At 58.1% G+C, this 19,785-nt stretch carries 15 protein-coding genes; 13 read left to right on the top strand and 2 right to left on the bottom strand.

All coding sequences use genetic code 11. The features are described from left to right. Nucleotides 1-8 precede the first annotated feature (8 nt). Entirely contained in the window at nucleotides 9-2,324 is a 2,316-nt protein-coding gene (gene metE, locus ACIPUD_RS24045; RefSeq protein ID WP_446481660.1) for a 5-methyltetrahydropteroyltriglutamate--homocysteine S-methyltransferase, read from the top strand. 811 nt (nucleotides 2,325-3,135) lie between these two features. Here metE and ACIPUD_RS24050 read toward each other — a convergent pair. Next, complete coding sequence (locus tag ACIPUD_RS24050; protein WP_446481661.1) at nucleotides 3,136-4,203, bottom strand: cytochrome-c peroxidase; 1,068 nt, start codon at nucleotides 4,201-4,203, stop codon at nucleotides 3,136-3,138. Between the two features lie 2,447 nt (nucleotides 4,204-6,650). Between ACIPUD_RS24050 and ACIPUD_RS24055 the strand changes: the two genes are divergently transcribed. From ACIPUD_RS24055 to ACIPUD_RS24065, 3 genes are all read left to right on the top strand, one after another. Further along, nucleotides 6,651-7,049 (top strand): helix-turn-helix domain-containing protein, encoded by a 399-nt coding sequence (locus ACIPUD_RS24055; RefSeq protein WP_246648982.1) that lies wholly within the window; start codon nucleotides 6,651-6,653, stop codon nucleotides 7,047-7,049. A gap of 22 nt (nucleotides 7,050-7,071) precedes the next feature. Continuing rightward, nucleotides 7,072-7,305, top strand: coding sequence for a hypothetical protein (locus ACIPUD_RS24060; RefSeq protein ID WP_446481662.1), 234 nt, complete (start codon nucleotides 7,072-7,074; stop codon nucleotides 7,303-7,305). A 323-nt stretch (nucleotides 7,306-7,628) separates the two neighbouring features. Then, the gene (locus ACIPUD_RS24065; protein ID WP_219682846.1) at nucleotides 7,629-7,982 is read left to right on the top strand and encodes a hypothetical protein; all 354 of its coding nucleotides are present in this window, start codon (nucleotides 7,629-7,631) and stop codon (nucleotides 7,980-7,982) included. A 14-nt stretch (nucleotides 7,983-7,996) separates the two neighbouring features. Here ACIPUD_RS24065 and ACIPUD_RS24070 read toward each other — a convergent pair whose 3' ends face one another. Next, nucleotides 7,997-8,377 carry a hypothetical protein gene (locus tag ACIPUD_RS24070; protein WP_446481663.1) on the bottom strand — a complete coding sequence of 127 codons (381 nt, stop codon included), beginning with the start codon at nucleotides 8,375-8,377 and terminating at the stop codon, nucleotides 7,997-7,999. Between the two features lie 1,241 nt (nucleotides 8,378-9,618). Here ACIPUD_RS24070 and nifD point away from each other — a divergent pair. The 9 genes from nifD to ACIPUD_RS24115 form a co-directional block, all read left to right on the top strand. Continuing rightward, nucleotides 9,619-11,121: a nitrogenase molybdenum-iron protein alpha chain gene (gene nifD / locus ACIPUD_RS24075; RefSeq protein ID WP_007600010.1), complete on the top strand. Its 1,503-nt coding sequence runs from the start codon at nucleotides 9,619-9,621 to the stop codon at nucleotides 11,119-11,121. 81 nt (nucleotides 11,122-11,202) lie between these two features. Next, a complete protein-coding gene (gene nifK / locus ACIPUD_RS24080; RefSeq protein ID WP_219682981.1) occupies nucleotides 11,203-12,762 on the top strand; it encodes a nitrogenase molybdenum-iron protein subunit beta in 1,560 nt (519 codons plus the stop codon). A gap of 115 nt (nucleotides 12,763-12,877) precedes the next feature. Then, nucleotides 12,878-14,521, top strand: a complete 1,644-nt coding sequence (gene nifE, locus ACIPUD_RS24085) for a nitrogenase iron-molybdenum cofactor biosynthesis protein NifE (protein WP_446481664.1) — start codon at nucleotides 12,878-12,880, stop codon at nucleotides 14,519-14,521. Between the two features lie 5 nt (nucleotides 14,522-14,526). Continuing rightward, nucleotides 14,527-15,909, top strand: a complete 1,383-nt coding sequence (gene nifN, locus ACIPUD_RS24090; RefSeq protein WP_368508758.1) for a nitrogenase iron-molybdenum cofactor biosynthesis protein NifN — start codon at nucleotides 14,527-14,529, stop codon at nucleotides 15,907-15,909. Nucleotides 15,910-15,931: 22 nt separating this feature from the next. Further along, a complete protein-coding gene (gene nifX / locus ACIPUD_RS24095) occupies nucleotides 15,932-16,327 on the top strand; it encodes a nitrogen fixation protein NifX (protein WP_231189477.1) in 396 nt (131 codons plus the stop codon). Nucleotides 16,328-16,337: 10 nt separating this feature from the next. Further along, the gene (locus ACIPUD_RS24100) at nucleotides 16,338-16,808 is read left to right on the top strand and encodes a NifX-associated nitrogen fixation protein (protein WP_085383724.1); all 471 of its coding nucleotides are present in this window, start codon (nucleotides 16,338-16,340) and stop codon (nucleotides 16,806-16,808) included. A gap of 7 nt (nucleotides 16,809-16,815) precedes the next feature. Next, entirely contained in the window at nucleotides 16,816-17,016 is a 201-nt protein-coding gene (locus ACIPUD_RS24105) for a CCE_0567 family metalloprotein (RefSeq protein ID WP_446481665.1), read from the top strand. A 14-nt stretch (nucleotides 17,017-17,030) separates the two neighbouring features. Beyond that, complete coding sequence (gene fdxB, locus ACIPUD_RS24110) at nucleotides 17,031-17,315, top strand: ferredoxin III, nif-specific (protein WP_204513337.1); 285 nt, start codon at nucleotides 17,031-17,033, stop codon at nucleotides 17,313-17,315. Between the two features lie 1,454 nt (nucleotides 17,316-18,769). Further along, nucleotides 18,770-19,785, top strand: a 1,016-nt coding sequence (locus ACIPUD_RS24115; protein WP_446481666.1) for a M16 family metallopeptidase, incomplete at its 3' end; no start/stop codon positions are given.

Genomic DNA, 19,785 nt, shown 5'->3' on the forward strand with positions numbered 1-19,785 from the left:
TCTAAGCTATGTCAATCCTTTCGCTTCCCGTTGCCACACTGGGGACGTCACGCATCGGCCCACGACGCGAACTCAAATTCGCACTCGAGAGCTACTGGGCGGGAAAATCCAGCGAAGCCGAGCTCCTCGAGGCGGGGAGTGGACTTCGTGCCGCTAATTGGGCACGGCAGAAATCCCGCGGTGCGACCGTCATTCCTTCGAATGACTTCTCGCTCTACGACCATGTGCTCGATACCAGCCTAATGGTCGGCGCCATTCCCGACGTTTACGGCTGGAACGAAGGTCCTGTGTCGCTTAAAACCTACTTCACCATGGCGCGTGGCGCTCAAGACGGTGGTCACGCTCAGCATGGGCCCGGCGTAGCCGCACAGGAGATGACGAAGTGGTTCGATACGAACTACCACTACATGGTGCCGGAATTTCACCAGGATCAGATCTTTAAGTATGCCTCTCGGAAGCCGATCGAGGAATATGAGGAGGCAAGAAGCCTCGGTTATCAGACGCGGCCCGTCCTAGTGGGCCCAGTCACTTTCCTGAAGCTCGGCAAAAGCGTAAATCCCGCATTCAATCCGCTGTCGCTGCTTGATCGACTCCTCCCCGTCTATGTCGATGTTCTCCGCGAACTAGCCTCGCGCGGCGCTGAATGGGTTCAGCTCGACGAGCCATGCCTAGTGATGGACGTCGACGAAGCATCTCGGGCCGCTGTCCGCCGGGCCTATGCTCATTTCGCTAAGGCCGTGCCGGCCCTTAAAATCATGCTGGCCACATACTTCGGGGGTGTCGGCGACAATCTTGAAACAGTCTTGGCCTTGCCCGTTGCCGGGGTTCATGTCGACCTGGTTCGTGCACCTGACCAGTTGGACGCGATTGTCGCCAGAGCAGGTAGAGATCTCGTGGTCTCGCTCGGTGTCGTTGATGGTCGCAACGTGTGGCGCTCTAATCTGCCGGCGCTACTCGACCAACTTGCTCCCATGGTCAAAAAACTGGGCAGGGACCGTGTTCAGATTGCCCCCTCCTGCTCGCTGCTTCATGTTCCGACCGACATTGAACTAGAGATCGATCTCGATCCCAATCTGAAGACGTGGTTGGCGTTCTCAGTGCAGAAGATCAAGGAACTTTCGATATTGGGCAAAGCGCTGGCTGGCCATGCTGCCGACGTGGCCGATGAACTCACGCTCTCAGAGGATGCATCCGTCACCCGCGAAACATCGCCGAAGATCCACAGTGCGAACGTCGCCGGACGAATGGCCGCGATCGACGATAGCATGCGTCGCCGTCGCAGTGCGTTCACCCAGCGCGCCGACGTCCAGCGCGTCGCCTTCGCATTGCCGATGTTTCCAACCACAACCATCGGATCCTTTCCGCAAACGGCGGACGTCCGCAATGCGCGTGCAGCTCATGCGCGGGGAGCGCTGAATGACACGCAGTACGAGCAGCTTCTGAAAGCGGAGACAGCCCATACCGTGCATTGGCAGGAAGATATCGGCCTGGACGTGCTCGTACACGGTGAGTTCGAGCGCAATGACATGGTTCAATACTTTGGCGAGCAGCTGTTGGGTTTCGCATTCACCAAGCACGGCTGGGTTCAGTCTTATGGCTCGCGGTGCGTTCGTCCTCCTATCCTGTTTGGAGATGTCTCCCGCCCGAAGCCCATGACCGTTAAATGGTGGCGACATGCGCAGTCTCTGACCAAAAAACCCGTCAAGGCTATGCTGACCGGACCGGTGACGATCCTGAACTGGTCGTTTGTCCGTGACGACATCCCGCGGAGCGAGACATGCCGACAGATCGCTCTCGCGATCCGAGACGAGGTCATCGACCTTGAGGCGGCTGGAGCGACCATGATCCAGATCGACGAGGCTGCGTTGCGGGAGGGATTGCCACTGCGCAAATCGCAGTGGAAGGACTATCTAGATTGGGCAGTGGACAGTTTCCGTGTTTGCTCCTCCGCTGTCGCTGACGGAACTCAGATCCATACGCACATGTGCTATTCCGAGTTCAACGAAATCATCGATGCGATCGCAGCAATGGATGCCGACGTCATTTCAATCGAGGCGTCGCGCTCCAAAATGGAATTGCTCGACGCTTTCAAGAGCTACAAATATCCTAATGAAATCGGGCCGGGCGTCTATGACATTCATTCACCGCGCATTCCCGCAGCAGCCGAGATCAAGCAGCTGATTGTGTTGGCGCGGCAGCGGGTTTCCGATCGGCAGCTCTGGATCAATCCCGACTGCGGACTGAAAACTCGAAGATGGGAGGAGGTGCGTCCCGCGCTCGTCAATATGGTGGCCGCCGCACGCGAGTTGCGGGCCGAGGCATGATCGTACGGAGCGTGTCGCCAACCTATCTGTGAATAAGATGAACGCGCTTTGGGAGCTCGCGATAACCTTGCGAGCTTCCAAAGTTTCCAGCGCCTACGAATGCCGGTTTGCCCCGGCGGAGGCGATCGCATACAGCGGCGACAAGCTCGAATCCGGCGGACGACCGCATGCCGGCCATACCGATTAGGTGACATATTCCAAGTCACTTACGCTCGACGCGAACCACGATCCTATCGCTTCATTTATCCATCCCATGGATGCGTCCCATCACAACAATCTATTTTACCGCCCTTGCGGAATTTCATACCTAATTTGCGCCTTCGCGGTCTTCGGGAAGGGTATTCGGCGGTGCCAAAATACTGGCGCGTGACGGCAAACTGACGGTTGAGTTTCAGGGCTCGGCAGTCAAACCGCCTGCGCGATGGATCCCAGCTCCATCAAGGCGCTGCCCGTGCCAACCGGACAGCTGGCAAGTGGTGAGCAAGTCCTGAAGTTTACGACAGGAGCGGAAGGCAAGCGGCTCGCTAAGTTGTGCAGAGCGATATCCGCTTCTTGTTGTTTGACGGCGAGTGCCCTCGTCGTAAGTCGATCGCCGGTAGTCCTCCCTACCGACGAAAGCTGGAACGATGCGGAAAGCAGCGTCGCTCCCGCGTGACTTTCGCCCGGCCTCGCATTGAGGCCGGGCGGCTTTTTATGTGCCTGCTTATCAGTGACAGCAGGGGATCATTCATTTTGGCGTCATTGCGGGACCCCGGGTTCTTGGAGCGCATCTGTTGCTGTTCGGCAGGGAATGAGGCCGGTGCTGCTAAGGCTATCTATCTATCGAAGGCTTTGGTGTCGTGTTGGTGCGCGTCGGCAGTATCGGATATTCGATCTTAGGCAGCCGACCGGTCAGCGAATTCAGAAATGAGATAATGTCGTTTTCCTCTCTATCGCTAAGCTTGGTGCCGAGCTGGATTTCACTCATCAGGGCAACAGCTTGCTTCAGGCTCCAAACCTGTCCCGAATGAAAGTAAGGGGCTCGCAACGCGACGTTTCGCAATGGCGCCGCGCGGAAGACATATTCGTCGCCGACCGCCCTGGTGACCGCAAACCGGCCCTTATCGGCGTCCGGAAGCACGCTTGCGTCCGGCTTTTTCATCACGCCGAACGGGAAGTAGGCCTGTCCACCGAGATTGATACCATTGTGGCAAGAGGAACATCCCTTCGCCATAAACAGTGCCAACCCTGACTTCTGCTGATCATCGAGGGCATGTGTATTGCCCTCCAGATACTGATCGAATGGAGCCGCAGGTGTAATGAGAGTCGCTTCAAAAGCCTCGATCGCCTTCGCAAAATTTTCAAAGGTGACCGGCCTCGCTTCGTTCGGAAAAGCGTTCTTGAACAAGACGACATAGCCGGGCATTGAGTTCAAGATACCGAGCACATGATCTGGAGTCGCATTCATTTCGGCACTCGCCTGCACCGGGCCGGTGGCCTGCGCCTTGAGGTCCGCGGCGCGTCCGTCCCAAAATTGCGCCGCATTGAACACTGCGTTGTAGACAGTTGGGGCCCGGCGCAGGCCGACCTTCCAGCCGTGACCAACGGAGGTCGGACCGGCATCGACTCCGCCGGTGCCGAGATTGTGGCACGTATTGCAGCTAATGACCCCGCTCGCCGATAGCCGCGGATCGAAGAACAGCATCTTGCCAAGCTCCACCTTTCCATGCGTCACCGGATTGTTTTTTACCGCAGGAATGACCAAGGGGATTGGATGGAAGATCTGCTTGGCGTTTCTCATCAGATCATCGTCGGCATTAGCTCCTGACGACATCAGCAGCCCAATAGCTAAAATAGATGCTTCAGCGACAACCCGAAGCTCCGGGATCGACATGTTCATACACCGCCTCATTAGTTCTGATTGTTAGAAAAGGAAACAGTCGAAAGCGATGCCACGCGCTCCTCGAGGGTCCGGCGCAGCATGCAGCGGATCCTCTGAAGCGAGGCTGCATCAAAAATGTACGACTCTGAGGAGCTCGCCGCCGGCGTTCACGCACGGGCTTGAGGGGCTTATGTGATTCGCGAGTTCGCTTTGAGCTTAGATCGCGGCCTTTCTGTTGGTCGATCAGACTAGCGCCTCAACGTTCGGCGTGAAGGTCGATCTGACAACAACAAGTGTGCCGCAAGCAGTAAGCTGTCCGGTGGCCGCATCGGTGCTCCATCGAGCGATTGGGTGGCCAATACGCTCCCGCAAAGTTGATGTATCCGTCTTGCACCGCTGGCCGCGCTCAGCGCTCACGGTGTGGTTGGACAATTAGCAACTGCGATGCCAGTTGCGTCCGAGATGCAAGTTGCTGATTTAGTTGTAGAACGGGTCCGGAGGAACAAACAAAGGCGGATGTCTTGGTTTGATCACTACATTCAGTGTCACAGATGCTACAAGGCGCCAGGCCCGGCTAGAGGTGATCGCAGATGCTTGTGGTGAAGTTCGCTTGCCAGCTTGCCGGCCGCACGCGGGAACGGCGGTAACAAGACCTACGCAGCTGGCCGAGACACTGAGCCGAGGCGCCCGGCGGTGCGCACCGTTCACGATTTCGCCGAGCCCTGCCGACTGAAGCCTCTCCGACTCATATCCGGGCCGCTCTGGCGCGCCGCCGCCGCGAAGCCCGGCTCGTTCGTAAAGGACGAGCCTCCGAACCGAACATGGCTTGTTTCAATTCCACCTGAGGTTCGCTGGCATGGCAATTGCCGTGCTCAAGTCTGAAAGGCGCGGCTGCCCAGAGTGTGACCCCGTGATCCGGCGGGTGTTGGTTGGATTACCTAGTCGGCCCACTCACGGGCTGCTGCTAGCTTTTAAAATCCTGCGCGGTGAGGGCAGAATAAGCTGAACTTCTGCAGGAGCAACCGCTACTTCGTGCTCTTGCGTTGAAAGACGCCGATACAAGAGGACACGCTGGGAGGAGATCGTGACATCATGTCCGCAGATGGCCCAAGTCCTGAGATCTATCGGCGGCTTAGCGAGGAAGGACGTGATTGAGCACTTGTCCATGGCTGGTTCAAGTTGGATACGGTATCCGTGATGGCTTCGATTGACGATCGCTTGAATGAGATCAGATCCGTACGGAATGACATTTGGCGTTGTCGCAGAAGGCTTCAAAGCGAGCTAGATGATCTCCAGCGTAAGATGCTCGAAGAGCGTCTGCTTGAGCGGCAGTCTGCCTTTGAACGGCTCGTCTCGGCCACGTTTCCTTTTACATTGAGATTGTGAAGCAAAATTTTGGGACCTGTGCCGCGGGAGCATTCCGCGTTAAATAGCGTCCGCTCACAGAGCGCCTGCGCCTGGGTCAGGAATGTAGCGCCCCGGCGCCGCGGGCCGTCGCGCCTCTCATGGCCGCCGCCGACCTGAAAAGCTCGGCCCATAGCCTTGGTTCACCGACGTGCTGCCCGCTGCGCACCGACATTGAAATCGTTCCGGCCCCATCCAAGGGCACTACCGGGGGATACCGCTCGCCTCGCTTCTGCGACACCGCAGTCACCTGAGTAACGTTGATCCGGCAGAGCGATCGAAGGAGCTTGAATCGCCCGTAGCGTCAGATTGTACAGAGCAGGGAACGATTTTTCAGATCAGGTGCAGTCGAATGATAAGACCCGCTCTCGCTTTTGTACTATGTTCCGCTCTCGAGTGGATCGGGCTAGGCATGGGGGCGGTTGCGGAAACAAGGCGGTACGCGTGCACGATCACTGCCGCCGATCGAGAGCCGGCCGGAGTTCGGAATGAGCGGATTATTCTCACCGTTCAATATGGCTGCCGGATCGAAGGTGGTCTCTTGACCGACGCGGGGATCACAGCAGTGTCGGTCAGCGAGTGGGCTGCTGACAAAGGGACATACTTGGCCTCCACGGAATTTCACCACGCGCTGGAGGGAGTTGCACTTGGGCAACTCTCCGAGGCGACCGACTTCTCTAGCATGGAAGGCGAGCAAGGCATTGGGGTCGCAACTTCCGGCACGACAGTTTTCACATTCGCATCTGGTTCATTGGCCGACCTTTCAGGGAAGACTCTTAAATTCACGACAAAACCCACCGGCCTACGTAGCTTCGAGTTGGAGTTCACAGACTGGCCAGAATCTCTTCTATGGAAGTGACGCGTGTCTTACGCTGAATTCCGCAGGCGCGTGCACACGAATACTGTCCATACTCTTAAGCACACACATATGTGGTCCCCGGCCGATATATGCCGTCCCCCAAGACGAGCACACCCGCAACAGGTTAAGCCAAAACTCCGAAGGCACTCGAGCGCGGTAGAGCGTTCAAATTGACCTTCACGCGGTCCGATCAGCAGCTCTTTTGGCCGCCGATCCGCATATGGGACGATCTGGCCTCGCATGGCAGCGCCTGCGCGACGCGGAAGCTATCAACACGGAACAAACGCAGCCCGATCATGAGCACGAGGAAGAAGTTGCCCGCCAACCGCCTCCCGAACGCGGACGAGTACCAACTCAAGGCAGCCCTCATTGTACACTGAAGCGGTTGATGGCGGAGCGGGAGATCACTCAGACCGAAGCCGCGAAGCTCGTCGGCGTGAAGCAGCCCAACATCTCCAAGCTGCTTCAAGGGCAGTTCAAGTTGGTTTCCGTGGAGAAGCTGCTGCGCATGCTGGCGGCGTTCGATCAGGACGTCGAAATAAAGATAAAGCCACATCGGAAGCGTGGCGAAGGGGGCCGGATCACGTTTATTCGGGCCTAAGAGCTGCCGAAATGGAGGGTTCATGACACCTAACCCGACGGCGGCAAAAGGGCCCATGAACTCACCCTGCAGTGCCCAATCTGCAATCGAGATTCGGTTTACTGAATCCTTCGCCCCCGCTGTTCTCGCCGAGGCCCGCCAGCGTTTCCAGGAACAACTGGGCGAAGGACGCGAGGTCGCCCGAGAGACCGAAGCGCTTCAGCAGGAGCGCGAGAAGCTCAAAGGGAAGATTAACGGGTCTGACGCTAGGTCGTGAACCGACGCGGCGGCTTAGTGCAGCAGCCAACTCGTCCCTACAGAAGCGAAAGGCGCGCGAGGCAGAGCGATCGATTCGGAGGAGATGATCTCCGCTTGCATGACGGGCATCTTCCATCCAGAGGGCAGACATCGTTAGAGCGGGATCCCGGCTGGAGTCTTCGCCAGCCCAAGTACCGAATGCCGTGACATGGCGTCCAATGCGGATTTCGAGGACAATCGGCACTGACACGGAGAATCAATTTAGCTGAGCGCGGTCAAGCCAAAGACGAGGTTCAGGATGGCCCCAGGCGTAGTGATGCCGAACCTAGAAGGCGATGATGGTTGGCAGAAGGTACCAAGTGGAATCATTCCAACCAGTCCAACGGACATGCGGATCAAAGCGGAAAGCGCGACGATGGCAGCGATGAGTCCGATCCCGAACTGCCGGTGCTCGGTGATGTTCAAGATGAGCGATTGGGCGATACTTTCTTCGTCCCTCCCTCGAGCTTCAATGCGGCAAGTAACCGATCTGTGGCGGCGTCGATTTTCGAAGTGGAGCCGTTCATATTCCTCGCGAAGCGCGGCATCGACGAACAGGGTCCGTCACGGAAGCCGAAGCTGATCATCTTGAAGAACGCCGGCGCCGACCCCTGGGCTTTCGGGATCCCTCACGCCCGATGGCCGGTTCTAACGTGAACTTCTCCTCCATCTCATTCAGGACGCAAAATGACTGAAACAACCGCGAGAAAGGCGACAGCAGCAATTGATCCGGTCCGGACACGTCCTCCCTGTGGGTCGTCCGCATAGATTCCACCCTGGATTTTCGTGTCGATGCTGGTCCCGTAAGCCCAGCACGAAATATAAACGCTCAGAATGGCAACCTGGATAATCTCAGGATTTGCATTCGACAGCGCCGTGATGGGTATGTCCTTGAGCGCAAGTCCCATGAACCCAAGCACTATTACCGCCGGAACAGTGGTGATGCACCAATTTACGAACGTTGCGTGCGTGAAATCCGCACCTGAGCACTTCGGTCCGAGGTCTTGGCCCTTTTTACCATAAATTACCTGGGCAAAAAAAATACCGTTCAAGGGGACCATCGGCGCGCTGTTCTGCAAAAAGGCTGGCGGAGCGCGTTAGCAAAACTGGTTTCAATGGCGATTGATACACCACGCAACGGAGGTAAGCGTAAGGAATTTCGATCCTGTCCTGGAACGAGAAAGGATAAATCGACCAGTGGTCCGCATTCGACCTGCCTTATCTCGACTGCCGACACTTGCGAAGCTGCCGGCCTTTCCGTGAATTCGCTCAAACTGTCTGACGCGTCAGAATCCGATGTTCCCCTTTGTCGAACTACGCCGAACGCAAAAGCTGCAGATTGTTTGATGCGGAAGCGCCCTGTGTCGTAGCCGGCAAGTTCAAATCCGGGCAAGCCCAGGGTGACCGTTTGCGGAGTTTAACCTACCGCGCTGCTTGGGAATTGATCAGCTTACGTGCTCTCCACGGCGTCAGCTGTTCGCCCCTCCGAGCGCGCCTCTCCGCAGTATCAAATAAAAGAACGTCGGAGCGAGAGACCATGCGGAAATGGGAGAGGACTGCTGCTGGGCAACTGAGTTCTTGTGGAGACATCTGCAGCAGGTGGTGGAGCGCTCGATGCGATTCTTGCTGGGGGTGGGATCGCGAGCACGATGGGCACATCTAACCGCGCTGAAATCCGCTTCGAACGGATGGTGTTTGCGATCGTTGGATCGGCGCGTACGAAGCAAGGCTGCGCATTGGAGTGACGTCGGCGCGGCCAGACTCCAGCCACGCCGCTGGTGCAGAGCGTATCCGATTGTTTTGTTTCAGACAGGGCGTTGCGGCTACGCTTGTTGGTGGCAGACAGGGTCAGGTTTATAACAATCCGCATCCGGCAGCTATCTAGCTCTATAAACGTTGCTTTTTTTATTCAACCGGCGCTGGCACACTCGTTGCAGACCCCTGCGCAGGAGGCGGCTGTTAGTCCTTTGCATCCCATGCACAGGGACATGCCCCGTGATCGCACGCGAGTGAATAAAGAAGCCGATATGACCAACCGCTGGAGAGCAGGCATGACTTCACCGAGAAGCGTCTTGGTCATCGATAGACAGCGTCACACATGACGCTCCTAACCGCTCAGCCGAGATGAGCTACATGATCGTGAACGACCGCTGCGGCATGAACGTCGCGAAGTTGCGATCGGTAGGACCGCCCACGCAGATTGCACGCTTACCTGAACGCCGGATCGGAAATCCGTCGGTCGACCGCAAAAGCGTCGCTTCTTGTTGAGACCACAATCGAAAAGGAAACCTGTATGAGCCGAGCACCTACCCAAAGCGTTGCAGAGATCAAGGCGCGCAACAAGCAGCTAATCGATGAGGTGTTGACGGTCTACCCCGAGAAGACCGCCAAAAGGCGCGCCAAGCATCTCAGTGTTCACGAGGCGGGGAAGTCGGATTGTGGCGTCAAGTCGAATATCAAGTCCATTCCCGGCGTGATGACCATCCGCGGCTGCGCCTATGCGGGCTCCAAGGGCGTGGTCTGGGGACCCATCAAGGACATGATCCACATCAGCCACGGTCCGGTCGGCTGCGGTCAGTACTCGTGGGGCTCGCGGCGCAACTACTACGTCGGGACGACCGGCATCGACACGTTCGTGACACTGCAGTTCACCTCCGATTTTCAGGAGAAGGACATCGTGTTCGGCGGCGATAAAAAGGTCACGAAACTCATCGATGAGCTCCAGGAGCTATTTCCTCTCAACAGGGGCATCACCATTCAGTCCGAATGTCCGATTGGCTTGATCGGTGACGATATCGAGGCGGTCTCCCGAGAAAAGTCGAAGGAATATGGCGGCAAAACCATTGTGCCTGTGCGGTGCGAGGGCTTCCGTGGCGTGTCGCAATCGCTCGGCCATCACATCGCGAACGACGCCGTTCGGGATTGGATCTTTGACAAGAGCGCCCCAGAGACCAGCCCTAAATTTGAACCGACGCCATATGATGTTGCGATCATCGGCGACTACAACATCGGCGGCGACGCATGGTCGTCACGAATCCTGCTGGAAGAAATGGGCCTACGCGTAATCGCCCAATGGTCCGGGGATGGATCTCTCGCTGAATTGGAGGCGACGCCGAAGGCAAAGCTCAACATACTGCATTGCTATCGCTCGATGAACTACATCTCACGGCACATGGAGGAAAAATTCGGGATTCCCTGGTGCGAGTACAACTTCTTCGGTCCTTCCAAAATCGCGGAGTCGCTGCGAAAAATTGCAAGCTTCTTCGATGACAAGATCAAGCAAGGCGCCGAACGCGTCATCGCGAAATATCAACCGCTTGTCGATGCTGTGACCGCGAAATACCGGCCGCGGCTTGAAGGAAAGACGGTAATGCTGTTCGTCGGCGGCTTACGTCCTCGCCACGTCATCGGCGCCTATGAGGACCTCGGCATGGATGTTGTCGGCACGGGCTATGAGTTCGGGCATAACGATGACTACCAACGCACCGCCCAGCACTACGTCAAAGATGGCACGCTGATCTACGACGATGTCACCGGCTACGAATTCGAGCGCTTCGTCGAAAAGATCCGGCCAGACCTGGTCGGCTCCGGTATCAAGGAAAAATACGTCTTCCAAAAAATGGGCGTGCCGTTCCGCCAGATGCATTCCTGGGACTACTCGGGTCCTTACCACGGCTATGACGGCTTCGCGATCTTCGCCCGCGACATGGACATGGCGATTAACTCCCCGATCTGGGGGAAGACCACCGCGCCTTGGAAGGACGCTCCGCAGCCGAGCCTCATGGCAGCGGAATAGGAAGGCCGACCCCGGGCCGTTTCTTTCCGCAGAGGAGGGGAAGGGCAGGAGAACGAACGCAAGAACCCAAAGAGTGCCATGATGACACAGAACGCCGAACACATACTCGACCACTCTGAGCTTTTCCGGGGAGACGAATACCAGCAGATGCTGGCCAAGAAGAAGGCGCTATTTGAGAATCCGCATGATCCCGCCGACGTCGATCGCATCAAAGAATGGTCCAAGACATCCGAGTACCGCGAGAAGAACTTCGCCCGCGAGGCGCTAACCGTTAATCCGGCGAAGGCTTGCCAGCCGCTGGGTGCGGTGTTCGCCGCCCTCGGGTTCGAGCGCACACTGCCGTTCGTCCACGGCTCACAGGGCTGCGTCGCGTATTATCGCAGCCATCTGTCACGGCACTTCAAGGAGCCGACCTCGTGCGTCTCCTCGTCCATGACGGAAGACGCGGCCGTGTTCGGCGGGCTTAACAATCTTACCGATGGGCTTGCCAACAGCTATAACATGTACAAGCCGAAGATGATCGCGGTCGCCACGACCTGCATGGCGGAAGTCATCGGCGACGATCTCAATGCCTTCATCAAAACATCAAAGGAAAAAGGTTCAGTCCCAGCGGACTACGACGTACCATTCGCTCACACTCCTGCGTTCGTCGGCAGCCACGTTACTGGCTACGACAACACGCTCAAGGGCATCCTCGAGCATTTCTGGGATGGCAAAGCCGGCACGGCCCCAAAACTCGAGCGCAAAGCGAACAACACGATCAACTTCATCGGTGGCTTCGACGGCTACACTGTCGGGAATGTCCGTGAGATAAAGCGTATCTTCGAGCTGATGGGCATCGGCTACACCATCCTCGCGGATAACAGTGACGTGTTCGATACCCCCACGGACGGCGAGTTCCGCATGTATGATGGGGGCACTACATTAAAGGATGCCGCGAACGCCGTCCACGCCAAGGCAACCATTTCCATGCAGCAATATTGCACGGAGAAGACGTTGTCCTTCATCAAAGGGCACGATCAGGAGGTCGTCGCTTTCAATCACCCGCTGGGCATCAGCGCCACTGACGATTTCCTGATGACACTGTCGCGTATCACCAACAAGGCAATTCCAAATGCGCTGGAGCAGGAGCGCGGGCGTCTGGTAGACGCAATGGCTGATTCCAGCGCGCATGTTCACGGCAAGAAGTTCGCGATCTACGGCGATCCAGACCTCTGCTATGGTTTGGCCGCATTCCTGCTGGAGCTCGGCGCTGAGCCGACCCACGTGCTGTCGACGAACGCGAGTAAGGCGTGGGAGCTGAAGATGCAGGCGCTGTTCGCGAGCTCGCCCTTCGGTAAAAACTGCCGCGCCTTCCCGGGCAAGGATCTCTGGCACATGCGCTCGCTCCTGTTCACGGAGCCGGTTGATTTCCTGATCGGTAACACCTACGGCAAGTATCTCGAGCGTGACACCGGAACGCCGCTAATCCGCATCGGCTTTCCCATCTTCGATCGCCATCATCACCATCGTTATCCAGTGTGGGGCTATCAGGGGAGCATGAATGTGCTGGTCAAGATTCTCGACAAGATCTTTGATGAGATCGATCGAAAGACCAGCTCGGTTGGCAAGACAGACTACAGCTTCGACATCATACGCTAAGGCGATCTCCCCGCCTCATCGTCCGCAGAAACAGCGGCGCTGCGGCGGGGATCACAGGTTCTCCGCCGGTCATCCTTGTGGTCTGCGGTGTGTTAACATCCCCGAGAGAGACACCATGACTTCGCTTCCCACGACCATACAGGACGTCTTTAACGAACCGGGCTGCGCCAGGAACGCGAGCAAGTCGAAGGTCGAGCGTAAGAATGGTTGCACCAAGCAGCTCAAGCCGGGCGGCGCCGCCGGCGGATGTGCCTTCGATGGCGCCAAAGTCGCGCTGCAGCCCTTCACCGATGTCGCCCATCTTGTGCATGGTCCAATCGCCTGTGAGGGCAATTCCTGGGACAATCGTGGTTCGGTCTCGTCCGGCTCCGATCTGTGGCGCAGAAGCTTCACCACAGATATGAGCGAGACCGATATCGTCTTCGGCGGCGAGAAGCGGCTGTACAGGGCAGTGAAGGAGATCACAGAGAAATACAACCCGCAGGCCATCTTCGTCTACCAGACATGCGTGCCCGCAATGATCGGTGACGACATCGATATGGTCTGCAAGGCGGCCTCCGCCAAATTCGGCAAGCCGGTCATTCCCATCAATTCACCGGGATTTGTCGGGTCGAAGAACCTTGGTAACAAGCTTGCTGGCGAAGCACTGCTGGAGCACGTCATCGGTACCGGAGAGCCGGATTACACGACATCGTATGATATCAACATCATCGGTGAATACAATCTGTCCGGCGAGCTTTGGCAGATCAAGCCCCTGCTCGATGAGCTCGGAATCCGGATCCTGTCCTGCATCTCGGGGGACGGCAAGTATCGCGAGGTCGCTTATTCGCACCGGGCCAAAGCCGCGATGATGGTTTGCTCAAGGGCAATGATCAACGTCGCACGCAAGATGAGGCAGCGCTACGGCATCCCGTTTTTTGAAGGCTCCTTCTACGGTATTGAGGATACCAGCGATTCACTCCGCCAGATCGCGCGCATGCTGATCGAAAGTGGCGCGCCGGCTGAGCTGATGGAACGCACGCAAGCCCTGATCGCACGCGAAGAGACCAAGGCCTGGGCTGCGATTGAACGTTTCAAGCCGCACTTTGCCGGCAAGAGGGTTGTTCTCATCACCGGCGGTGTGAAATCCTGGTCGATGGTGGCCGCCTTGCAGGAGGCCGGGCTCGAGATCGTCGGCACGTCCGTGAAGAAATCGACCAAGAAGGACAAGGAACGTATCAAGGAATTAATGGGCCAGGACGCCCATATGATCGAGGACATGTCGCCTCGCGAGATCTACAAGATGCTCAAGGACGCAAAAGCCGATATCATGCTCTCGGGCGGCAAGTCGCAATTCGTCGCACTAAAGGCGGCGATGCCGTGGCTCGATATCAACCAGGAGCGCTGCCACGCCTATATGGGCTATGTCGGGATTCTCAAGCTCATGGAGGAGATCGAGAAGGCGCTCTACAATCCGATATGGGATCAGCTCCGCCAAGCCGCGCCATGGGATGAGTTCGACCGGAATCTTCAAGCAAGGACGGCTGCCCAGATGCATGCGCAAGCCGCGGATCCAGTTCGGGATCCGAGCAGGAACGGCGTCAGGGCGATAAGTTTTTCCAATCAAGCTGAGGTCAGCGAGGGTGAGAGCGCGATTGCGGCGCATGGCCCGAAGCTCGCCGAGCCCAACAAGCCGTGCACCAGTTCCAGCGGGCGGTGCATTGTTTGTAAGGACATTCCGTCCGATCTCCAGCCGCTGGCATTGCAGGCGGCGGAGTAGGGGACATGGCGATCGTCACTACCTCGAAGAAAGCCTGTTCGGTCAATCCGCTCAAGATGAGTCAGCCGATCGGCGGCTCGTTTGCCTTCATGGGGTTGCGCGGCGCGATGCCGCTTTTGCACGGCCCGCAAGGTTGCGCCTCCTTTGGGCTGACGCTGTTCGTGCGCCATTTCAATGAAGCCGTGCCGATGCAGACAACTGCTATGAGCGAGGTTGCGACCGTGCTCGGCGGCCACGAGAATCTCGAACAGGCAATCCTCAACATCTACAATCGCATCGAGCCCGAGATCATTGGCATCAATTCAACTGGGGTCACCGAAACCAACGGCGATGACGTCGAAGCCTTCATCCGGTTGATCCGACAGAAGCACCGGCAGCTCGAAAAGCTCCCCCTTGTCTACGTCTCGACTCCGGATTTCAAGGATGCCTTGCAGGATGGCTGGGGCAAGACGGTGGCGCGGATGATCGAGGTGCTTGTGACTCCGTTCGACCCAGCGAGACCGCGCGATGCGTCCCGCGTTAACGTGCTACCTGGGTGCCACCTCACGCCCGGCGACCTCGACGAGCTTCGCACGATCTTTGAGGATTTCGGTCTCAAGCCCTCCTTCCTGCCGGACCTTGCAGGTTCGCTGGACGGCCACATCCCCGACGAATTCACGCCGACTACGATCGGGGGGATTGGAGTGGACGAAATTGCGACCATGGGGCAGGTGGCCTGGACGATCGCGATCGGCGCGCAAATGCGCCGTGCGGCCGAGACCATGCAGGTGCGGACAGGCGCGCCGTTCCGTCTATTCGAGCGGCTCTGTGGCCTTATCCCAAACGACGAATTTATGGCGTTCTTGAGCCAGATCACTGGCCGGTCAGTACCCTCGAAGTATCGCCGGCAGCGTGGACAGCTGGCAGACGCCATGCTGGATGCTCATTTCCATATCGGCGGCCGCAAGCTCGCGATCGGCGCCGAGCCGGACTTGCTATTTGATCTCTCCAGCTCGCTCCATGAGATGGGGGCGCAGGTCACTGCTGCGGTGACGACGACGAACTCACCGGTGCTGCAGCGAGTCAGGACCGAGGACGTCCTGATCGGCGATCTGGAGGATCTTGAAGAGCTTGCCAGGACGCGTGACTGCGACCTTTTGATTTCCCATTCACATGGTCGCCAGGCGGCTTCGCGACTCAATGTTCCATTCTTCCGGGTGGGCTTTCCCATGTTCGATCGCCTTGGCGCTGCGCACCTCACAATGGTTGGTTATCGCGGCACGCGCGACCTGATCTTTGACATCGCCAATCTCATTATCACCGACCGAGAGATCAACCATCGGCCGACGCCTGACAGCTGGCGATTCACCAACTCTGGCCTGCAGGTCGTTTCGCCTCGGTTGCATTGAGCAGGGAGAGAAAACAACACGGATGAAAGTTGCATTTGCCACTCAGGACTTGAAGCATGTCGATGCGCACTTCGGCTGGGCCAAGAACATCGCGATCTACGAGGTCAGCCCGGAGGGGCATCGGTTTATTGAGGCGATCCAGTTCGGTGGTGACCTCACGGAAGACGGCAATGAGGATAAGCTAGCGCCCAAGATCGAGGCGATCAGGGACTGCGCAATCCTCTATGTTGCGGCGATCGGCGGCTCGGGTGCTGCACGAGTGGTCGCGAGCAAGATCCATCCGATGAAGGTGCTGCAACCAGAGCCCATCGACGAACTTTGCGTCAAACTCGAAACCGTGCTGAAGGGCTCGCCGCCGCCCTGGCTGCGGAAGCTGCTCGCCAAAGACCCGGAACGTACAGTGGATTTCGAAACCTGAAGGAACGAGGATGGGAGATACGTCCGAAGTCACTCCAGCCCCCGCGGCGGCGGAGCGGCCATTTCTGAAAGAGCTCGTCAAGATCTGGCGCGCCCAGGACTCCCACGGTGCCTGGGAGGGCAAGGAGGATCTCGATTTGCTCGAACCCTACGTTCTCGATAAGCGCAAGCGCCGTGCGCTGCCGATCGTCGGCAATCCCGCCCCCGAGACGACATGGCGGCTGGAGCTGTTCTTTCACGCGGTTGCGCTCTCGATCGAGAAGGCGACCGGAGTGATGATCTCCCCAATGCTGAAGATGCACAACGAAGGGTTCGGTCGGATCGTCTTGATCGGCGGCCGGCTCGTTGTCGTGAGCAAGCAGCTGCGCGACGTACATCGCTTTGGTTTCGGCCATCTCTCTGATCTCGCTGATCAAGGCGACAAATTCGTCAACAGTGGCGTTGAGATAATCCGTAAGTTTCCGGAAGTGGCAAATTATTGAGGCAAGCATGAGCGATGTTGAAAGCCTGAAAGCGGAAATAAAGAAACTGTCGGCCAAAGCGACCCAAGCCAAGATGGACCTCCACGACCTCTCCGAGGAGCTGCCGGTCAACTGGTCCTCGATCCTGAGCGTGGCCCACAACGCCCACGCTGCCTTCAGCGAGCTCGAAAGCAAGCGTCAACATCTCCAAGCGCTTGAAAAAGCATAACGGACCCGAAGCCAATGTCATTCAGGACCCGCGACGGTCGCAATTGGAGGCCGGACTACCTGGTTTCTATCGATCCCAAGAAGTGCATCGGCTGCGGCCGCTGCTACAAGGTTTGCGGCCGCGAGGTTATGACGCTGAAGGGGCTATGCGAGGATGGCGAAATCATCGATCTCGATGAGGAGGACGATGAGCTCGAAAAAAAAGTCATGGTGTTGAAGGACGAAGGCGCTTGCATCGGCTGCAGCGCCTGCGCCCGGGTGTGTCCAACAAACTGTCAGACCCACACACTACCTGCTTGAATTAGCTTTCTTCCGCGATGTCGACGAGTCAGTGGTCAGATACAAGCTGGTAGGGAACGCCAACATCCAACCTGTCCTACTTGCGTGAAGCCGGCAGTTGCCAACTCGGGCGCGACCTCGCATGGGCCAGCTGACCGTTCGTCCGTTCCATGGGTATGGGGATATATCGCAATACGAGCGCGCTCGACGCGCTCACGCGGGCTGCAGTTGCCGGCCGGCGAATGCAGTTGATGAGCTGGGGCAGCTTCGGTTGCGGCATTTCGTCCGTCGACTGGTACGGAAATCCCTCGAGGTCAAGCTTCAGTCTGCCATCGCTCCTCAGCCTGCCGATCGACGCAGTCAGCCGGACCTTACGGGCCCGCCACCCCTCAGCGTAATCGAAGACAGTGCTCTTTAGCGATGAAGTGTTCAGGCGACAACTCGCCATATTCGCGCGGGCAAACTATACGCACCTAAGAAGGTTTCGGCGCTGTGAGTCCATTACACTCGGGAGTCCACTGTCGCAGCAAGTCCATAGCGCGTCGCTTTCGAGAGCGTCGTTGAAACGCCCCTTCTTCCCGGGGACTATCGCTCCCTTCTGAAGCATCCAAACGAGACCGTTCTTGCGGAGGACCTCTCAATCGCCTTCCCGGCGAGGCACTCGTTCGCCATTCACAAACCCTTAAAAAATGCACGTTTTCTAATAGATCAGGACCTCTGGTAGTGAAGCGGACCCATCCGGGGCTACGGCCATGTGATCAGCTATCTTGAAGACGGCGACTGGGCCGTGCTTACTCGCTTGATGGCCATCAATCTACGTTTCGAAGACGCCGTTGCCCACCGCAGACTATGCCGCCGCTGGGTCGCGGGCACTGCGTCCATATCGTCTATGATGCGGATCGACTGTGGACAGGGTCGCACCCCGTCTAAAGCACGCGCGGCTGACGCGGCTTAAACCCGAAACTCTGATTCCTGAGCTGGTGCGCACGCTCCAATTCTCTTGTGGTGTAGCCGCTGAGCTGCTCGACGATCCCTCTCAGCTAGATCGTCAGTTGCTCGACATGTTCGGGCTCGTGTCCTGACGCGCGAAAGAGCCGTGTGGGTAAAGAGGCATGGAAATCGTTTCCTAATAGCCTTGGGTCGGCACACTGCGACCAGCCGTTCGAGGCCCTTCGAAACGAAGTCGTGCAGGGGTGCTCAGAAAAGTGGGGCAACGGCGAGGCAGCGAGTTGTCGTGTGTGCAACGTCGTGTTCGCAACATGTTTCGCGGATACCAAACAGAGTGCGGGTTGGCTTTCGAAGAGAAGACACGCTTTGCGCCGCGCTTGCGCCCAGCTGACTGCGCCGGCCGGTGCGCAGAAGAGTCACGAGATTGGCCCGACATTTGCTCCGCTGCTTACCACGGCGTGCGGCTCACCTGCTTTGTCGCGATGTCCGCTGCAGAACGTGGATCTCCACTGACCAAAGGCCATCACATGAAAAATTCCAGGTCCCTGACATTGATTGGCGCGGCCACTTTTGCCCTGGCCTCGATGACCCCTACCGCGCCGGCGGTCGAATATAGAGCGGAAAATAGTCAGGATCCTAGTTCCGGCGGCGTTCCTGCGAACAGGAGCGTTCTTGCCCAGATCACACACAGCTGGGAACGACCAGCGAGCTTCACGCTTCAGAATGGCCTGCAAGTCGTGGTGATCGTCGATCACCGCACACCGGTGGTGACGGAGATGATCTGGTACAAGGTTGGCTCCGCCGACGAGAAGTCGGGCAAGTCCGGGCTCGCGCACTTCCTCGAGCACCTGATGTTCAAGGGAACGGCCAACCATCCGGCCGGCGAATTCTCGCAGACCGTGGGGCGGATCGGCGGCAACGAGAACGCCTTCACCTCCCTCGATTACACCGCCTATTTCCAGCGCGTGCCGCGCGAGCAGCTCGCGCGGATGATGGACTTCGAAGCCGACCGCATGACCGGCCTGATCCTGAAGGATGAGAACGTGCGGCCCGAGCGCGAGGTCGTGCTGGAAGAATTCAACATGCGCGTCGCCAACAATCCGGACGCGCGGCTGAACGAGCAGATCATGGCCGCGCTCTATCTCAACCATCCCTACGGCCGGCCGGTGATCGGCTGGCACCAGGAGATCGAGAAGCTCGATCGCGAGGATGCGCTCGCCTTCTACCGTCGCTTCTATGCGCCCAGCAACGCGATCCTGGTGATCGCCGGCGACGTCGAGCCCGCCGACATCCGCCCGCTGGTCGAGCGCAATTTCGGGTCCATCCCGGCCCAGCCCGCGATCCCGGCGCGCCGCGTCCGCCCGCAAGAGCCGGAGCCCGCGGCGCCGCGCACCGTGACCCTGGCCGATCCGCGCGTCGAGCAACCCGGCTTGCGACGCTATTACCTAGTGCCCTCGGCGACCACGGCTGCGGCCGGCGAAAGCGCGGCCCTCGACGTGCTGGCGCAGCTGATGGGCAGCGGCAGCAATTCCTATCTCTACCG

It is taken from the genome of Bradyrhizobium sp. CAR08, assembly GCF_052871955.1.

Bases quoted from the DNA above. Each gene is read 5' to 3' on its own strand.
- ACIPUD_RS24060 (WP_446481662.1), top strand. From the start codon at position 7,072: ATGACACCTAACCCGACGGCGGCAAAAGGGCCCATGAACTCACCCTGC.
- nifE (WP_446481664.1), top strand. From the start codon at position 12,878: ATGACTTCGCTTCCCACGACCATACAGGACGTCTTTAACGAACCGGGC.
- nifN (WP_368508758.1), top strand. From the start codon at position 14,527: ATGGCGATCGTCACTACCTCGAAGAAAGCCTGTTCGGTCAATCCGCTC.
- nifX (WP_231189477.1), top strand. From the start codon at position 15,932: ATGAAAGTTGCATTTGCCACTCAGGACTTGAAGCATGTCGATGCGCAC.
- ACIPUD_RS24050 (WP_446481661.1), bottom strand. From the start codon at position 4,203: ATGAACATGTCGATCCCGGAGCTTCGGGTTGTCGCTGAAGCATCTATT.
- nifK (WP_219682981.1), top strand. From the start codon at position 11,203: ATGACACAGAACGCCGAACACATACTCGACCACTCTGAGCTTTTCCGG.
- ACIPUD_RS24105 (WP_446481665.1), top strand. From the start codon at position 16,816: ATGAGCGATGTTGAAAGCCTGAAAGCGGAAATAAAGAAACTGTCGGCC.
- ACIPUD_RS24100 (WP_085383724.1), top strand. From the start codon at position 16,338: ATGGGAGATACGTCCGAAGTCACTCCAGCCCCCGCGGCGGCGGAGCGG.
- metE (WP_446481660.1), top strand. From the start codon at position 9: ATGTCAATCCTTTCGCTTCCCGTTGCCACACTGGGGACGTCACGCATC.
- nifD (WP_007600010.1), top strand. From the start codon at position 9,619: ATGAGCCGAGCACCTACCCAAAGCGTTGCAGAGATCAAGGCGCGCAAC.
- fdxB (WP_204513337.1), top strand. From the start codon at position 17,031: ATGTCATTCAGGACCCGCGACGGTCGCAATTGGAGGCCGGACTACCTG.